We start from the raw sequence: 16,583 nt of genomic DNA, 5'->3' as shown, positions 1-16,583 counted from the left end.
GAACTTTCTTGCAATTCCGCTCCCCAACCTTACAATGCTGTCACATTCACGAGGGTGTCACTTGAAAACACGATGGTCATCACAGTGCCAGCCCCTTCTTTTGATTCCGCATACAGCTTATGGCCGAGACGGCTGCAAACCTGTTTTGCTAAATAAAGGCCCATTCCAGTTGCCTCTTTCATGGTTCGTCCATTTTCTCCGGTAAAAAACGCGTCAAAAATCCGCGGCAGATCCTGCGGCGGTATGCCGATTCCTTCGTCGGCAACCGACAATCGCGTCTCATGTCCCTGCGTTTCAATCCGGATTGTAATAGGGTCTCCCACACCTTGCTTTGAGTATTTTAAGGCGTTGAAAAGGATTTGCTCAACAACAAAGGAAAGCCACTTTTGATCACTGGAAATCTGAACGGCATTTGGCGGCACATGTAATGTTGGAAAAAGGCGCCGCTTGATAAACTGACGTTTTTCCTGATTGATCAGTGAACGAACCATTTCTGCCAAATCAAAGGTTTGCGGTTTTACATCAAATGCAAATTCCTCCAGCCGAGCCGTTTGCAGCATCATATCAAGACCGTGGCGAAATCTCTCATTCTCATCCTCTAGCTCCTCTAAAAACGTCGGAAAAGAGGATGAGGTTCCGTTTTTTCCTTCCTGAATCATTAAGGATATGACGGATACCGGTGTTTTCATATGGTGGACCCATTGGTTGGTGAAGGTATAATGCTGTTTTTGCTGATTGATATATTGTGAGAGCCTGCTTTCGTATTGCTGCCCGAGTGCGTTGATCATTTTCGTCCAAAGCGCTTGCTCTCCTGTTCTTGGCTTTCGGGCTTTCAAAGACTGTCCGATGTCATTCGAAGAAGAGGCTTGTTCTGCAAGCTTTTTAACATATGTAAGAAAGGAAAATTGCCGAACATAATCAATAGCAAAACCTGCGGCTAAAAGAGTACCGGGCAAAATCCAGATGTACATCATATTTTCTTTGGAAGGTTCTGCGCCGCTCTCTACAATGCTTAAATACGCAATCAGCATGGCGGACCCTATCCCTAATAATGAAAATAGAATAATGGCTAAGCGGTCGGTGAGATAAGTTTTTAACACTCCGCTTCATCCTTCCGATTGACTTGAAATTGATAGCCTTGTCCTCTGATTGTGGAAATGCAATCTGTCAGTCCTGCATTCTCCAGTTTTCTCCGCAGCCGGTTGACATTGACCGTTAACGTATTGTCATCGACAAAATCAACGTCATCCCATAACGCCTCCAATAGTTCATCACGAGAAACAATTTTTTTATGCTCCCTCACAAAAATCGAGAGAAGCTGGAATTCTTTTTGGGAAAACAGAATACGGGAGCTGTTCCATTCGGCCTCATTTTGATCAGGATAAATCGTCAGCCCGCCAAGCTCCACTATTCTAGATTCCTGCGGCAAAGAGGGCGAGTATTCACCATATGTGCGGCGCAGGACGCTTTTGATTTTGGCCATCACTACCTCTAGATGGAACGGCTTTGTGATATAATCATCGCCGCCATTTTCAATCGCCATTACCTGATTCAGCTCATCGGTCCGTGCCGATATAAAGATAATCGGCGCATTGGAAATGGTACGAATTTGCCTGCACCAATAAAACCCGTCAAAAAAAGGCAGGTTGATATCAAGCAGCACAAGATCAGGCTTCATTTCTCCAAATTCCAATTTTATATCATTCAGCTTTTCAGCAATTTTCACTTCATATCCGTATTTTTGAAGATGACCGCCCAGCAAAGAAGCAATCCGCTCATCATCTTCCACAAGCAAAATCCGATACACGTTGATCCCCCTTATATGTACATCACGATGATTTTTCTAGAAGATTCCAAAATTATTATAGCATGTGCGGAATAGTAAATCGGTCTTTTTCTTTTCGTTATGATAGAATGATAAAGGTAAAATTTTCATAATAGGCAGGTGTCGTGGTGAAGAAAATCATGCTGTTTCTGGCAATTACGTCAATTCTTTCTGCATGTCAGCCCAACTATACCGGGAAATACATAGAAATTGGGGATACACTAACTGAATATGAAAAAGAGTGTTTTAAAGAGAATGAAATTCCTTATAAATACGAAAAGGGAAAACTGTATATCCCAGAAGATGCATTTGATACAGCAATCTACACTTGTTCATAAGAAAAAGCTTGCAGATAACCTGCAAGCTTTTCACGTTACAAAAAATGAGTATTTAATTTCTCTTCAAATCCTGAAGGACCGATGTCGCTTTTTTGAATGTCACCGCCGTTTTCATAAATCGTAAAATGGCGCTCTGACATGACCATCCTTCCGCTCGGCGTCAGCTTTGAGGCAAGCAGGGATTTGTTAAAAGGAGATTTTTCATGAGAGTGAATGATGTCCTTCATGTTATCTAAGTCCCCGAGATCACTCTCTTCAAGAGTAAAGGCGTACCCGATTTGCCAGCCTTCTCCTTTGTCCATCAGAAGAACATGGCTGCCCTTTTCTGTCTCTTCTTTTTTGATTCGGAATGACCCAACTGGTGACTGTACCGTTTCTCCGGAAAGCGGTATCGGCTGGAGCGCCAGGTTGATGCCGAAGCCGATATCAACGAGGTAATCGCCGTTTTCCGCAGACAGCCATACAGCAGCATGCGTCCCTTCTAGTGCCCATCCCTCTTGATTGCCTGCATAAACCGTTCCTCGAATGAGCTTCACATGAAACCCGGCCTCATGCAAGACAAAATAAAGGAAACCATTTAGATCGTAGCATAGGCCGCCGTGCTGATCTTTGAGCAGACGTCGCCATAGCTCTTCTTTTGTGATCTTATAATTCTCTTTTGCAAGTACGGCACGGTTTTCGAATGGAAAACGGTATGCCATTGCTTTGAGAAAAAGGGGAAGATCGCCGAAGCTGACATGATCTTTCTCCCAGCCAATTTTCTGAAAGCAATCTTTTAGAAAGTCACTCATTTTTATCACCTAAACTTCTTCTTGAACGTAAGCAGCCAGCTTCTCCAGCGCCTCTTGTTCATCTTCTCCCTGGGCAATCAAGATAACCTCAGTGCCTGTGCTTACCGCAAGGCTCATCAGCCCCATGATGCTTTTGGCGTTTACTTTTTTCCCATCCTTCTCAAGAAACACATCTGACGTAAACCGGTTTGCTTCTTGTACAAACAAAGCAGCAGGACGTGCTTGCAGTCCTGTCTTTAATCGAACTTCCACTTTCTGTTGAACCATAAGATCTCCCCTTTTCTTTACGGTTATTTTAAAGTGACGGTTTGCCCTGTCCGCAGCTGTTCTGCGATTTCGTCAAGTTTTCTCAGCCTGTGATTGATCCCTGATTTGCTGATTTTCCCGCTTGCTACCATTTCCCCCAGCTCTTTCAGCGTCACTTCCTGATAATCAATTCGCAGCTGCGCAATTTCCCGAAGTTTTTCAGGCAGCGCCTCCAGGCCGATTCTTTCATCGATGTATTTAATATTTTCCACCTGTCTCAGCGATGCGCCGATTGTTTTGTTTAAGTTGGCTGTTTCACAATTGACGAGGCGGTTGACCGAATTTCTCATGTCCCGGACGATTCTGACATCCTCAAATCGCAGAAGCGAATTGTGAGCGCCAATTACGTTCAGAAACTCTGTAATCTTTTCAGCCTCTTTTAAATAGGTAATGTAGCCTTTTTTCCGTTCAAGCGTTTTGCTGTTTAACTGAAACTCATTTAACAGGTCACATAATGAATCGTTATGCTCCTTATAAAGAGAGAAGATTTCTAAATGATACGAGGAGGTTTCCGGGTTATTGACCGAACCTCCTGCCAAAAATGCTCCTCTCATATAAGAACGCTTGCAGCATCTCTTTTTGACCAGCTCTTTCGAAATACTTCGTTCAAACACAAAATTCTCCCCGAGTATTTTTAAATCCTCTAAGATCGCTTTTGCATTTTCTGAAAAACGCACAATATAGACGTTATTCTTTTTCAGCCGCATTTTCTTTCTGACCAGCAGCTCGACCGACACATCATATTGTTTTTTCAGCAATGTATAGATGCGGCGGGCAATCGCCGCGTTTTCGGTTTGAACATCGAGTACGAGATGGCGGTTTGTAAATGATAAAGCTCCATTCATCCGAATGAGTGCAGACAGCTCGGCATTAATGCAGCAGTCCTTCACTTCCAGATTCGTTAATTCTTTTTTTGTTTCTGATGCAAATGACATATAGCCACCTCATTTCAAGGCTTCATTCTTTCAGTAAATCAACAAGAAGAGAGGCCACTTTATGTGTATCGTGACGTATTACGTCATTTTTATACGTTACAATTTGATCTCTGATGACTTCAAGCCCCATCGCTTTCAGCTCTTCGATATCAAAATCAACAGGACGCGCCGATTCCATTTCGTACTTACGTTTTATTTCGTCGGGAATGTCTTCACTGTTCACTAATATCGTATCAATAAAACCGCAGCCCATATGCTGATTGAGCGCTTTCACATGATCAGCAGCGGTGTAATGGAGCGTTTCGCCGGGCTGAGTCATCACGTTGCAAATGTATACTTTTTTCGCCGGCGCCTTTATCACTTCTTCCCCGATTTTTGGGACGAGCAAATTGGGAAGAATGCTTGTATAGAGGCTTCCCGGGCCGATAATAATCAAATCCGCTTCCCTGATCACGTCTATTGTTTCCGGCAGCGGATCAATCTGTTCAGGCGTGAGAAAAACACGCTTAATGCGCTGTCCGTATTCTGGGATCGTTGACTCGCCTGAGACCACGCGGCCGTCTTCCATCTCAGCATGCAAAACAACACTGGCATTGGCAGCCGGCAAAACCTTTCCTCTTACATTCAGCACCTTGCTCATTTCAGTGACAGCGTGAAAAAAATCACCGGTTATATTTGTCATCGCTGCCAAAATCAAATTCCCGAGAGAATGGCCTGTTAAGTCATTCCCTTTATTGAAGCGGTGCTGAAAAAGATCTTCAACAAGCGGCTCCACATCGGATAAAGCGGCAAGCACATTTCTGATGTCTCCGGGAGGCGGAATTTTCAGTTCATTCCGCAGACGGCCAGAGCTTCCCCCATCATCGGCAACTGTTACAATGGCCGTGATGTCAACAGGTTTATGCTTTAAGCCCCGAAGCAATACAGAAAGACCTGTACCGCCGCCAAAGATTGCAATTTTCGGCTTATGTCCCATCTTATTTCCGGCTTCTCTTTTCAATGTCCCGGTGAGTAACATGAGTATAGTAATCCTTTTTGAAATAATCAGCTAAATTCTCGGCTAATGTCACAGAGCGGTGCTGGCCCCCTGTGCAGCCGATCGCAATGACAACCTGGCTTTTTCCTTCTCTTTTATAAGATGGAAGCATAAAGCTCAGCAGATCAATTAATTTCTCATTGAACTTTTGTGTTTCATTCCACTTCATGACGTAAGAGGAAACCTCTTTATCCTTGCCAGTCAGCGGCCGCATACTTTCGATATAGTACGGATTCGGCAAAAATCTGACATCAAAGACGAGATCTGCATCAATTGGAATACCGTATTTAAAACCAAATGACATGACATTCACGGTAAATGTCTCTCCTTGGTTTGTCGCAAAGTGCTTCACGATTTTTTCACGCAAATCACGCGGCTTCATGTCAGACGTATCGTAAATGATTTGAGAGCGGCCTTTTAATTCCTCAAGCAGCTCTCGTTCCAGCGCGATGCCTTCAAGCGGCAGGCCAGTCGCTGCCAGCGGATGCGAGCGTCTCGTCTCTTTATATCTTGTGACGAGAATGGAATCCTTCGCGTCCAGGAATAAAATTCGCGGTGTGATCCACGGATTTTCGGCCATTTCATCCAGCGCTTCAATCAGCCGGTCAAAAAATTCGCGGCCGCGCAAATCCATCACGAGCGCAACTTTGCTCATTTTCGAATTTGATTCCTTCATCAGCTCTAAAAACTTCGGAAGCAATGAAGGCGGAAGATTATCGACGCAGAAATAGCCGAGATCTTCAAAGCTTTGGATCGCGACCGTTTTCCCCGCTCCCGACATTCCGGTTATAATGACAAGCTGAATATCATGTGATTCACTAGCACTCATCTTTCTCCCCCCTGACTTGTCTTTCTATTTGATGTGCTGCGGGTCTAAACGATAACTGAGCAGCTCAAATTCCGGTGTATACGTAAATGTGCCGTGCAGCAGCCCTTGTCCCTTCATCATAAAATCAAGGATATGGCCGTCTCCAGGGGCCATAGGCAGGTTCTGAATGTCATTGACATCGTGCCACTGCAGTTTGCCTTCCTCTGATTCTGATACATTTTGTCCTGTATATGAATCAGCGACAAACGTAAACATCATCCACTCGGAGACAATGTGGTCACCGTCTTTAATAATAAAGGTAAAAACGCCTTTTAATTGAGGATTTATGATATAGATACCAGTCTCTTCTCTGTACTCTCTGATGACGGAGTCTCTAACTGATTCTCCGCTCTCCATCTTGCCTCCCGGCGCGACCCACCATCCGCGTCTCGGCTTTTGAAGCAGAAGAACTTTGTCATCCGTCTGAAGCACACAATTTGTCACTCTTTGCAAGTACGTCACCTAACCTTCGTCCTGTCATCGTCTCTTTATTATACCGCTTCAAGATGCCTCCCACAATGAAGAGACATTGACAATCTTTTCTTCTATTTTACAGCATATTCATTCCTTAATTCAGATGATTTTGCTGTAACTGGCATTCATCTTTTATTTATGGACAAAAAAAGGACACGGATAACTGGAGAATCCGTGCCAAAAAAGTGTATTCATTATAAAAAGGGGGTCAATTACTTTATTAATCATAACCGAAAAGCATTACACATGTGTTACAGCGGAATTAAAACCCAGTAACGTAATGTGAAACTCGTATGACAGCCCTTTTTATTTTAAGGTTTTCAGCGTTTCTTGGAGCTCTTCGACATAATGCTGTACGCTTTGTGCCGCAATACTTCCGTCTCCTGTAGCCGTTACGATTTGGCGCAGTGATTTTTCGCGGATGTCTCCGGCAGCGAAAATCCCTTCAACCTTTGTCTCCATGCGGTCGTTTGTTTCGATATAGCCTTCTTCATTCGTAATGCCCAGGTTTTCAAACGGTTTAGACAGAGGAAGCATGCCAATGTAAATGAATACGCCGTCTGTTTTGAATTCACTTTCTTCACCGGTTACCGTATCGACAAGCGTTACGTTACCGACTTTGCCGTTTTCCTCATGAATTTCCTTCACGGTTTTGTTCCACAGGAAGTCAACTTTTTCATTATCAAATGCTCTCGCTTGAAGAATACTTTGAGCACGGAGTTTATCTCGTCTGTGAACAATTGTTACTTTTGAAGCGAAACGAGTCAGATACACGCCTTCTTCAACCGCGGAATCTCCGCCGCCAACAACAACAAGCTCTTTGCCTTTAAAGAAAGCCCCGTCACATACTGCACAATAAGATACACCGCGGCCGCCCAATTCTTTTTCGCCAGGCACACCGATTTTTTTATATTCCGCACCAGCAGCAATGATGACAGCACGGGCTTTATATTCTTTTGAACCGGCTTTGACTACTTTGTACTCTTTGCCGTCAACGACCTCTTTAATATCGCCATAAGCGTATTCAGCGCCGAATTTTTTCGCGTGTTCAAACATTTTGTTAGAAAGCTCAGGCCCAAGGATACTTTCGAATCCAGGATAGTTTTCTACATCTTCCGTATTGGCCATTTGTCCGCCAGGAATTCCTCTTTCAATCATTAATGTCGATAAATTCGCTCTTGATGTGTATACAGCGGCCGTCATCCCAGCAGGGCCCGCGCCGATTATAATCACGTCATAAATTTTTTCTTCTGACACACTATTCACTCCTTAAACCATCTTTTCAAGTTTGGGCTCTTTCTTATAAGATAAGAATCCCCATCAAACGTATTCCTTACCCATATCCTATAAAATCTCATGGTGATACGCTATTTTTTTGCTCAACACGATTAAATGTATTCGAAAAGGGTATATGTTAATAAAGAAAGAGCCTTCTGTTTATAGAAGGCCCTTGTCATATTTATTATTGAACAACACGTCTTACAACGCCTTTAAATGCTGCTTTCCAGTAAGGATTGCTCATAGAGTCAACAGATACGCCATGAGATGTATTGTCGTTTAGGAATGTACCGTTACCTAAGTAGATTCCTACGTGTCCATTCGTTTTATAAGTGTCAAAGAACACAAGGTCTCCGCGTTTCATTTCGGACGCGCTGACAGCTTGTCCTCTGCCAACTAACGTATCAGTTGTTGTTCCGCCGACAGGTCCAAGGTTAACACCTGCAGAAGCGTATGCCCAGCGTACGAATGATGAGCAGTCAAAAATACGGTTGTTGATATCAGACTGAGTGCGTCCGCCGCCAAACTTGTATGGAGATTGTCCTACAATGCTTGAACCAACGCTGATCGCGCCTTCAATTCCGCCAGAGTTGCTGATAACAGTGCCGCCTGAATTGCTGTTTGAGCCGCTGCTCTTCTTAGAAGATGAGCCGTTAGACGAACTGTTTGATGAACCGTTAGAAGAATTGTCTGAAGAATCATCAGATGAGCTTGCTTTTGCTGATTCAGTTGTAGCCGTTTGGCTGTCATCTGTTTGTGTTTCATCAGATGCTTTTTGTGCTTCTTCCTGCTTTTTGATCAAAGCAGCCGCTGCTTCTTGTTCTTTTTTGATGCGTGCTTGTTCAGCTTCAGTATTTGCTTTTTGATTTGCAAGTTCAGACGCCTCTGATTTTAATTCAGAAATCGCTTTAGCCGTTTTCTTTTGGCTTGCATTTGCTTCGTCGAAAAGCTTGTCTTTTTCATTAAGCTGTTTATCAAGGTCTTTTTGCATTGTTTCTAATTTAGCCAATGCAGCTTGAACTTCTTTCAGCTTGTCATTCAAATCCGCTTCAGAATCTTCGAGCTTCGCTTTATCCTGCTCTTGCTGTTTGATTAAATCTTTGTCTGCATCCACAATAGATGAAACCGCAGTCGCACGAGAGATAAAGTCACCAAAGCTTGTTGATCCTAGAAGAACATCTATGTATCCTTGAGATCCGCCGCTTTCCTGTAAAGAACGAACGCGTTTTTTCAGGATTTCATTGCGTTTTTCGATACGTGCTTCTGTTTCTTTAATCTCTTTTTTCAGTTTTTTGATTTCTTCTTTTGTTTTATCATTTTCTTCTTTTTTATCTTCGATCTTGTTGCTTGTATCAAGCGCCTTAGCGTTAATGTCTTTCAGTTCTTTTTCAATCTTTGATTGATTTTCCTGAAGCTCAGTTAATTCTTTTTCCTTCGCTTCAATGCTGGAAGCAACCTCAGATTGCTTGCTTTCGATTTTTTGTTTCTTTTCATCTAATGTTTCCGCCGATGCAGTTTTACTTGTAAATGGGATCAAAAAACTGCTTGTCCCGATGACGGAAGCCAAACCAAGTGTAATTAAACTCTTTCTCACTTTTTATATCCTCCCTTTTACTGTGAACCTGTCCTCATTTGGAATCGTATTTTGAACATCAAGTTTCGTTCCTCATACTCTACGAGGAATGATGGTTGTTTATGGTTAATTATTCTGTGCATCTCTTATTCTGGTTGTATAGCGTTTATTTCACATCATATGTAAAAAACACTAATTCCTTATGTACGAGAATCATTATACCATCAAGTTTCGACAAATTAGCGATAAATTTTATTACATTTATGTTTCAAACAGATGTCAAGTCACACATCATTTGTCATTTTTCTTAAGCGTGTAAAAAAACTGTCGATATTATTTTCTTAATATAATCTATCAAACAAAAAAAGAGTCGATTAAATAAATCGACTCTTTAAAATTTACTATTCTAGAATATCATCAATATATTTCATATATTTCGTCAAAGTTGCCGGAGAGATGCCGAATCGGGCCGCTGTGTCTTTTTTCGTGTCTTGCTTGCCATGGGCTTCTTTCCAAATATAACAGATGGCTGCTGCCCAGCCTTTCTCATTTTTCAACGGGGCAGCTGCACGAATTTGCTGGATGACATGGAAAACCCAGCAGCTCATGACTTCTGTTTTCATCTCTTCTTTTTCAGCTTGCTCTAATAGTTTGACCGTTTGATAGGCGAAAAGTGCATCCTCTGAAACGTCAGCAGCCGCAGAATCTCCATTTAGAAGCAGCTTTACAAAATGATTTTCAAAAGGAGCGGTTATTCTCTTTGAGCGTATCACCGCTTCAAGATGCTCTGTTTCTCCCTTTGTGCTGCTGATATAATAGGCTGCGAGACGCTGTTCCACAGATGAAGGAAGAGCTTCCCTCCGCTCAATCCAAGGCGCCGGGCGGTCTTCGCCGGGATATTGCGACTCGACTTTTCTCCAGATCGTCTCGGCAAAGTCGGTATGTCCCGTAAAATAAGCAGAGCATGAAAGCCAGTAAAAGAAGGTGTCGTCACCTTCAAAGCCGATTTTATATAATGATTTGAGCCATTTATATCCGATCTCGTAGCGGCCGACAAGCGCCAAAGTAGCACCCAATTTATAACGCTGCTCCATTAGCATCGGATAGACATTGGAGAGCTGATCACTCAATTCCGCCACTTTTTCGTCTTCTCTTTCATAATAGTAGAAAACGAGAAGATTGCATAAGGCGTGAAGATTTCCTTCATTATGAGAAAGCACTTCATAAGCGGTTTGCTTCGCTTTTACAACGTTTCCTGAATAGAAATAGGCAAGCGCGAGATTGTTGTATGCTGACCAAAGCTCCGGATATTCAGCTGTGATTTCCTCAAGCGCCGCAACCGCTTCAGCAAGCTGGCCGCTTTCCAGCAATGACTTTGCCCGATCCTGTTTCACCAGCAGTTCATCCTGATCATACAACGAATCCTCAATGCCGTCGTCTCCTAAATCGAGCAAATCAAGCAGACTATCGTTTTCTTCGGCGAATTCACCATCCGGGTCCGCATCAGAATAAGCGGCCGCTTCTTTATAAGCTTCCTGGAAGAGCCCCAGATGGGCAAAGTTATTCGCTTTAAAGTAATGGCACTCCGGCATTTCGGCCTCCAGATTTGCCATGATATAGTCAAGAAGATCGTTCGACTCTTGATACTGGCCCATTTCCGAATAAATGACCGCAAGCTGTGAAAGCATCTCTGAATCCTCCGGCTCCAAATGAACCGCGCGCTGAATCAGTTTGCTTGCCCGTTTTAGATTGCGCTCTTTATACGCTTTCAAGCCTTTATGAAAAAAATATTGTCCATCTTGAAGCAGCTGGACAATTTGTGCGTGATTTTTATGTTCAGAAGTGTGTTTTCCCACAACTACCCTCCGTTTTATACAATATTACCGTCAGTAGTATACCATAAATCGTAAGCCCCTCAATAGTTCAAAAGGAAGGATTGGGAAAATCCCTCCTCTTTTTTATTGGCTGATTCGACCAAAATTTACCCGGCTTTGTTTTCTAAGTCTGCATTCATTTTCAGCTGCTGTTCAGCAAAATCCCGATAAAGGCCATGGGAAGCCATTAACTCATGGTGTGTTCCACGACCGGTAATTTCCCCTTTTTCAACAAACAAAAGCTGGTCCGCATCTACAACGGTAGATAATCGGTGAGCGATAACAATCGTTGTGCGGCCCTCCATCAGCACCTCCAGCGCCTGCTGAACTGATTTTTCAGATTGGCTGTCGAGACTTGAGGTAGCTTCATCGAGCATAAGAATGCTTGGGTTACGGAGAAGCGCTCTCGCAATCGCAATTCTTTGCCTTTGTCCGCCTGACAGCATAATGCCGCGTTCGCCCACTTCTGTATCAAACTGATTCGGCAGCTCCTTTATAAAATTGAGCGCATATGCCATCTCCGCGGCTTTTTCGATCTCAGCATCCGTCACATCTCGTTCTAACCCGTAGCAAATATTTTCTCTGATTGTCCCGGACATTAACGGGCTTTCCTGCGATACATACCCGATGTGCTCCCGCCACGATTCAAGCGAATAAGTATCAATCGGCTCGTCCCCCAGCCGAATGGACCCTGCAGTCGGAGAATAAAAACGTTCAAGCAGCTTAAACAGCGTCGTTTTCCCCCCGCCGCTCGGACCGACAATCGCTGTGACTTTACCTGCTTCAATGACAGCGCTGACCTCTTTTAAGATCAGCTGATCAGGCTTATATCCAAAAGACACGCGATCAAGCTGGATAGGCAGATGCGCATTTTCAATTTGTTTTCCTGTCACTGTATCTTCCTCTTCCTCTGCCAAAATCTCAATCATTCGTTCTGTTGCACCGATTGATTTTTGCAGCTGTGTGAAAAACGTTGTAATCTGGCCCATCGGCATAATAATTTGAAATAAATATAAAATAAAAGCCACGAGCGCTCCGGCTGTGAGCTCGCCTGATGAGACCTGCATGCCGCCATATCCGATCACTGCGACAAGCGCTGCCATTAACACGAGTGAAATAAGCGGACCGACAAGCGATTGAACCTTGGCTTCACGAACGCCAAGCTTAAATAATGAGGAAATCCCCATCTTCCCGCGCCCATATTCGACATCCTCCGCATTTGAAGCCTTAACAAGTCTGATTTCCGGGAGAATTTGATTCAGCAGTCCTGTAAAACGAGCCGTTTCATCTTGTGTTTCCCGTGAAATGGAGAACATTTTCCGTCCAATCGGCACCAAAATAAGAGCGGCCAGCGGAACGACCACTAACACAAGCAGTGTCAGCTTCCAGTTCATAATAAACAAGATTGTCAATGATCCAATGACAGAAATGATGCCTGTAATAAATCCGCTGATATGGGTTGTAATCAATTCTTTGACCACCATCGTATCGTTCGTTACACGGCTGACTGTTTCTCCGGAAGCATTTGTATCGAAATAAGAGACAGGAAGCTTAATTAATTTCTTCCATAGTAACTCCCGCAGCCCGGAAATGATTTTTTGTCCATTATAGTTAAGGGCATAGGTGGCATAAGCGCTTAAACCCGCCTGAACGAAAAACACCAGCGCGATCAACCCGATTTGCGTGCCTGACAGATTTGACATAGAAAAACCATCGACAAGCTGCTTCGTTAATAATGGAATGAGCAGGCTGACCAGTGTGGTTACAACACTGAGGGCAAGCGCAAAGGCGAGCTTTCCATAAGAAGGATTGGTCCGTCTTACTAAGGCAAAAAAGGGTTTCAATTTACTTTTAGATTTTTGTTTCTGGTTTGGCATATATTTTCCTCCTGTTTCAGCGTTCAGAAAGGTGAAAAGTCATAGCAAAAGGATGATTTTTACTCTTTCTCAATCATATCAATGGCGAGAGACTTTTTCAGTATATTTTTGCCGTGATCAAAATAAAAGATCTCCCACTCATTGTTTGAATAGGAGATTTTTTATGTTAGACATCTTTCACAGGCTTCTTTTTTCTGTAGGTCAATGTTACATCCTGCTGTCGCAGGTCTTCTATTATCATTTTGTATCGATCAACTTTTGCAGTATGTTCTTCTTTTATCATCTCAAGGGCGGCTTTTCGTTTTTCGCTTTTAGACTCAAGCTCTTTTTTTATTTTTTTTACAATCAACCCTTTTTGCCCTTTGATTTCCTCTTTTAATGAAGACTCAAATTTCTTTGTCAGGCTGAGAAAGTCGTTGATCGGTTGATTGAGGGTGCCCGCTTTCCCCTTCATTTCATCTTGGGTAAGAAACATATAGGTTGTTGATACAATTTCTGTTTCACTTTCTGAAAATAAGGAAGTCACTCTTCATATTCCTCCTAAGGCTGAAAATCAAATAACTGAGAAATCATTTCTTCTTTTTCAAACAGCTTTTCAATACTCTCGCGGATATTTTTGATAAAATCTCTTTTTTCTGTTGTCTGTTTTTTTAATTCAGCAACAATTCCATCATTAGCAGGAAGCGCACCTGTGTGGAATGATTCATGAACTGAGATTTTCTCCAATTTATCGAATGTGTGGCTGAAACCAGCTGCAAGCCGGAATTGAAGATCGAAGGCATAATGCGAAGGGTTTTCTTCCATATGATGAACCGCCGTGGTGATCGCCTGTTTTTTATCTATGAAGTCTTCATCGATTTCCTGACTGTAAACCTTCTGGTACTTAGAAATCGCATCTTCCATATCTTCAACGATTTTCATACCGTTTTGATAGATTCTGACAGCGGATGAGAGATTGACTTGAATCGTTTCTCCCGAGCCGCTCTTCCCTGTAAAATAAATATCGGAGCCTTTATAGCTGAAGCCTTTTTCCTTTGACAAGGCGTTGAGCATTTGAACGATACTGTGGCCGTCGACGATAAGTTTTAGTGCGTCTTTTGTTTCTGTGTCGAGTGTTTCAAATGCATCTTTTAATTCATTAACACTGCCTATTAACTCACAGACATAATAAACAATTGCAACAACATTATTAGTAGAAAGTGCGTATTTTAACTGTTGATATTGAATTTCTATATCGCCTATCTTACTATTAACAATTTTTAACTGTTTTTTGATACTCTTCCTTTGCGCCTCATCAATATACCCATTCTCTTCAAGCTGATCCACAACTGTTCCGCTATTATTCAAGATAGTATGAAAGAATTTGATAAAGGCCGGCATTTTTCCCCCGATATTTTTAACCATTACCTGTATATCACCAAACCGGTCTTTCACTATTTTCCCTTTCGCCACATTTCCATCAGCACTAAATATACTGCCGACAAGCTCTGCATCTATCCCGGTCGAAGCCATGATAAATCCGTTTAGCCCGCCTTTTTTATATTCATCCGAATACTTTCGTAAAAAAGTTTGGATAGAACGGACTTCCTCATCAGGAATCTTATCTATAATACTTCTGATTCCTTTGACATCTGTATTTGTATCTTTCATCTTTACATTGCCAAATGTAATAAAATCGGCCTTTCCGCTGACGCCATAGAGCGGGTCATCTTTAGAAATACGCTGGGTGATCTTTGCTGTGACGCCTTTGTCATTGTAGTATTGGGTGATTGCTTTTTTAAGGTCTTCTTTGCGGACGTTTTCAAGTTCATCAGTATTCAGAACATTAAATTTATTGATCATAGCATCAAGTAAATCTTTATCAGCCTGTAACAAATGATTTACACTAACCTGAGCACCGTTTACCCCATATACTTCATCAAATTCTCCATCTATTAACTGAACCATTACCTGGTTGTTATTTGCAAGTGAATGCCCAAGAGCATAAGTATGTAACTCATCAGAATTTCCAGCTCTTTTCTTTGCTTCCTTAGTAAATTCTCTCGTTGCTCTGTATTGGCTATTGTCGATCCCTAAGAAGAGGCCAAAAAAATTATAAGACCAATCCTCGTTATCAGCACTACCTTCTGAAATAATATGAAGTTGGTCTATTTGATTTTCACTATCTTTTATATATATTGCCGTACCATCATAACCCGATTCTTTTATTGACTTATCTTTTTGGTTATTTTTCTTAATCAGTTCTTTAGATGTATATATCTCAATATCCTTAGGAAGATTTTGATTAGTTTCTTCTTTATAGATCCTGCGGACTTCCGCTTCAAATTCTGCTTTTGCTTCCTTTATTTCTTTAGGATTGTTTGATGCAAACTTTTTTTTATAATCATACTCTAAATTTATTAACCGCAGTTTTACATTTTCATTTGAAAATATATTATAGTTAGCCATCTTACCCCTCCTTATTTAAAAAGGTGATGGATTTTACGAGCTTTTTAACCTGATCTCCTAAGTTATCTTTATCTAACGTACAAGGCTTATCATTATTTGGGCATCTAAACATAAACGAAAACACAATACCTATTTGGTCTTTCTCAGTAGATTTAATATAACCGAAGTATCTGTACGAAAAATTATATTTATTTTTATCATTTTCAAAATTATTTTTCTTGTGAGCAATATAAATATCTTTACCTTCGCTCTCTAGTTTTTCAAAATTACCATTATAGCCATTTTCACTACTAATTTGGTCTAACATTGTCTCAGGATTGTTAATAAAAGTTACTCCTTGATAATACTCTATTTGTGCATTTAGCATTTTATTTTTTGTTTTTTTATAGCTATCAAATGCTATGATTTCTTCATTTTCATCATGGCTAGACAAATAGCTTGAATACTTCCCATCCTCCGGAAACAACATCCTAAACCCTTTCAGCTTAGATTCCAGCAAATAATATCCTGGTTCCTCTTCTTTTGTTGACACCATATACTCTCTCGTTTTCTCGTCCTGAAACGCAGGTACTTGGGGCAGATCCTTGGGATCCATGTCTTTTGGTTTTACCGCTTCTGTTTTATTGTCATTTGTGGTGTTTTTATCATTGTCATTCATACTGCATCCTCCTGTCAGGGCAAGTAATAAGCTGAAGCAAATAAAGATGATCTTTTTCATTACGAACCTCCACGGGTTTTGTGAGAATAGTATTCTATTTTTATACCAAAAATAATTCTATTGACCTGGTTAAGAGATGATTATTTCATCCTTTTTCATGTTACATCATGGCGGAATTTGGATAAATAGGAAATCAGACTCGGTTTTGATCTCCTTTTATTAACTAATCATATATAACACCTCATATAAATCTAAATACCTATTACTTTTTTCACAAAACAAAAAGAGCCGTATCATACGGC

16 protein-coding genes are annotated in these 16,583 nt (G+C 41.7%); 1 reads left to right on the top strand and 15 read right to left on the bottom strand.

Going from position 1 to position 16,583, the window contains the following annotated elements; translation table 11 throughout:
* Window positions 1–29: 29 nt before the first annotated feature.
* Both psdS and psdR read right to left on the bottom strand, forming a co-directional pair.
* Complete coding sequence (psdS, locus tag NYE22_RS03150) at window positions 30–1,100, bottom strand: two-component sensor histidine kinase PsdS (RefSeq protein WP_049140409.1); 1,071 nt, start codon at window positions 1,098–1,100, stop codon at window positions 30–32.
* On the bottom strand, window positions 1,094–1,807 hold the full coding sequence (psdR, locus tag NYE22_RS03145; protein WP_342412284.1) for a two-component system response regulator PsdR: 714 nt from the start codon (window positions 1,805–1,807) through the stop codon (window positions 1,094–1,096). The genes psdS and psdR overlap by 7 nt, the downstream gene beginning before the upstream one ends.
* Window positions 1,808–1,953: 146 nt before the next feature.
* On the opposite strand from psdR, the gene NYE22_RS03140 reads away from it, so the two are divergent.
* Window positions 1,954–2,163 carry a hypothetical protein gene (locus NYE22_RS03140; RefSeq protein WP_021480676.1) on the top strand — a complete coding sequence of 70 codons (210 nt, stop codon included), beginning with the start codon at window positions 1,954–1,956 and terminating at the stop codon, window positions 2,161–2,163.
* Window positions 2,164–2,198: 35 nt separating this feature from the next.
* Here NYE22_RS03140 and NYE22_RS03135 read toward each other — a convergent pair whose 3' ends face one another.
* The 13 genes from NYE22_RS03135 to NYE22_RS03075 all read right to left on the bottom strand — a co-directional run bounded on the left by NYE22_RS03135 (window position 2,199) and on the right by NYE22_RS03075 (window position 16,341).
* A complete protein-coding gene (locus NYE22_RS03135; protein ID WP_326274696.1) occupies window positions 2,199–2,963 on the bottom strand; it encodes an arylamine N-acetyltransferase in 765 nt (254 codons plus the stop codon).
* Entirely contained in the window at window positions 2,964–3,221 is a 258-nt protein-coding gene (locus NYE22_RS03130) for an HPr family phosphocarrier protein (RefSeq protein ID WP_077671033.1), read from the bottom strand.
* 23 nt (window positions 3,222–3,244) lie between these two features.
* Window positions 3,245–4,195: a DNA-binding protein WhiA gene (gene whiA / locus NYE22_RS03125; RefSeq protein WP_003243775.1), complete on the bottom strand. Its 951-nt coding sequence runs from the start codon at window positions 4,193–4,195 to the stop codon at window positions 3,245–3,247.
* Window positions 4,196–4,217: 22 nt separating this feature from the next.
* Window positions 4,218–5,171: a gluconeogenesis morphogenetic factor gene (mgfK, locus tag NYE22_RS03120; RefSeq protein ID WP_049140423.1), complete on the bottom strand. Its 954-nt coding sequence runs from the start codon at window positions 5,169–5,171 to the stop codon at window positions 4,218–4,220.
* Window position 5,172: 1 nt separating this feature from the next.
* Entirely contained in the window at window positions 5,173–6,060 is an 888-nt protein-coding gene (gene rapZ / locus NYE22_RS03115) for an RNase adapter RapZ (RefSeq protein WP_003228143.1), read from the bottom strand.
* 24 nt (window positions 6,061–6,084) lie between these two features.
* Window positions 6,085–6,561, bottom strand: coding sequence for an 8-oxo-dGTP diphosphatase (locus NYE22_RS03110; RefSeq protein WP_010886622.1), 477 nt, complete (start codon window positions 6,559–6,561; stop codon window positions 6,085–6,087).
* A 318-nt stretch (window positions 6,562–6,879) separates the two neighbouring features.
* On the bottom strand, window positions 6,880–7,830 hold the full coding sequence (gene trxB, locus NYE22_RS03105; protein ID WP_003228139.1) for a thioredoxin-disulfide reductase: 951 nt from the start codon (window positions 7,828–7,830) through the stop codon (window positions 6,880–6,882).
* 205 nt (window positions 7,831–8,035) lie between these two features.
* Entirely contained in the window at window positions 8,036–9,445 is a 1,410-nt protein-coding gene (gene cwlO, locus NYE22_RS03100; RefSeq protein WP_326274694.1) for a peptidoglycan DL-endopeptidase CwlO, read from the bottom strand.
* A 380-nt stretch (window positions 9,446–9,825) separates the two neighbouring features.
* Window positions 9,826–11,280 (bottom strand): tetratricopeptide repeat protein, encoded by a 1,455-nt coding sequence (locus tag NYE22_RS03095; protein WP_032726925.1) that lies wholly within the window; start codon window positions 11,278–11,280, stop codon window positions 9,826–9,828.
* Window positions 11,281–11,405: 125 nt separating this feature from the next.
* A complete protein-coding gene (gene bmrA / locus NYE22_RS03090; protein ID WP_217000129.1) occupies window positions 11,406–13,175 on the bottom strand; it encodes an ABC transporter ATP-binding protein in 1,770 nt (589 codons plus the stop codon).
* Window positions 13,176–13,341: 166 nt separating this feature from the next.
* Window positions 13,342–13,701, bottom strand: a complete 360-nt coding sequence (locus NYE22_RS03085) for a hypothetical protein (protein ID WP_116315814.1) — start codon at window positions 13,699–13,701, stop codon at window positions 13,342–13,344.
* 14 nt (window positions 13,702–13,715) lie between these two features.
* Entirely contained in the window at window positions 13,716–15,623 is a 1,908-nt protein-coding gene (locus NYE22_RS03080) for a DUF6792 domain-containing protein (protein ID WP_342412283.1), read from the bottom strand.
* 1 nt (window position 15,624) lies between these two features.
* A complete protein-coding gene (locus tag NYE22_RS03075; protein WP_026113626.1) occupies window positions 15,625–16,341 on the bottom strand; it encodes a hypothetical protein in 717 nt (238 codons plus the stop codon).
* Between the last annotated feature and the right edge of the window lie 242 nt (window positions 16,342–16,583).

Origin of the sequence: Bacillus sp. FSL K6-1560, assembly GCF_038592935.1 — a bacterium.
GTDB lineage: Bacteria > Bacillota > Bacilli > Bacillales > Bacillaceae > Bacillus > Bacillus subtilis.
Note: the sequence above shows the minus strand (reverse complement) of the source record. Positions and strands in the feature narration are given on the sequence as shown.

Bases quoted from the DNA above. Each gene is read 5' to 3' on its own strand.
- NYE22_RS03130 (WP_077671033.1), bottom strand. From the start codon at position 3,221: ATGGTTCAACAGAAAGTGGAAGTTCGATTAAAGACAGGACTGCAAGCA.
- whiA (WP_003243775.1), bottom strand. From the start codon at position 4,195: ATGTCATTTGCATCAGAAACAAAAAAAGAATTAACGAATCTGGAAGTG.
- mgfK (WP_049140423.1), bottom strand. From the start codon at position 5,171: ATGGGACATAAGCCGAAAATTGCAATCTTTGGCGGCGGTACAGGTCTT.
- rapZ (WP_003228143.1), bottom strand. From the start codon at position 6,060: ATGAGTGCTAGTGAATCACATGATATTCAGCTTGTCATTATAACCGGA.
- bmrA (WP_217000129.1), bottom strand. From the start codon at position 13,175: ATGCCAAACCAGAAACAAAAATCTAAAAGTAAATTGAAACCCTTTTTT.
- NYE22_RS03080 (WP_342412283.1), bottom strand. From the start codon at position 15,623: ATGGCTAACTATAATATATTTTCAAATGAAAATGTAAAACTGCGGTTA.
- NYE22_RS03075 (WP_026113626.1), bottom strand. From the start codon at position 16,341: ATGAAAAAGATCATCTTTATTTGCTTCAGCTTATTACTTGCCCTGACA.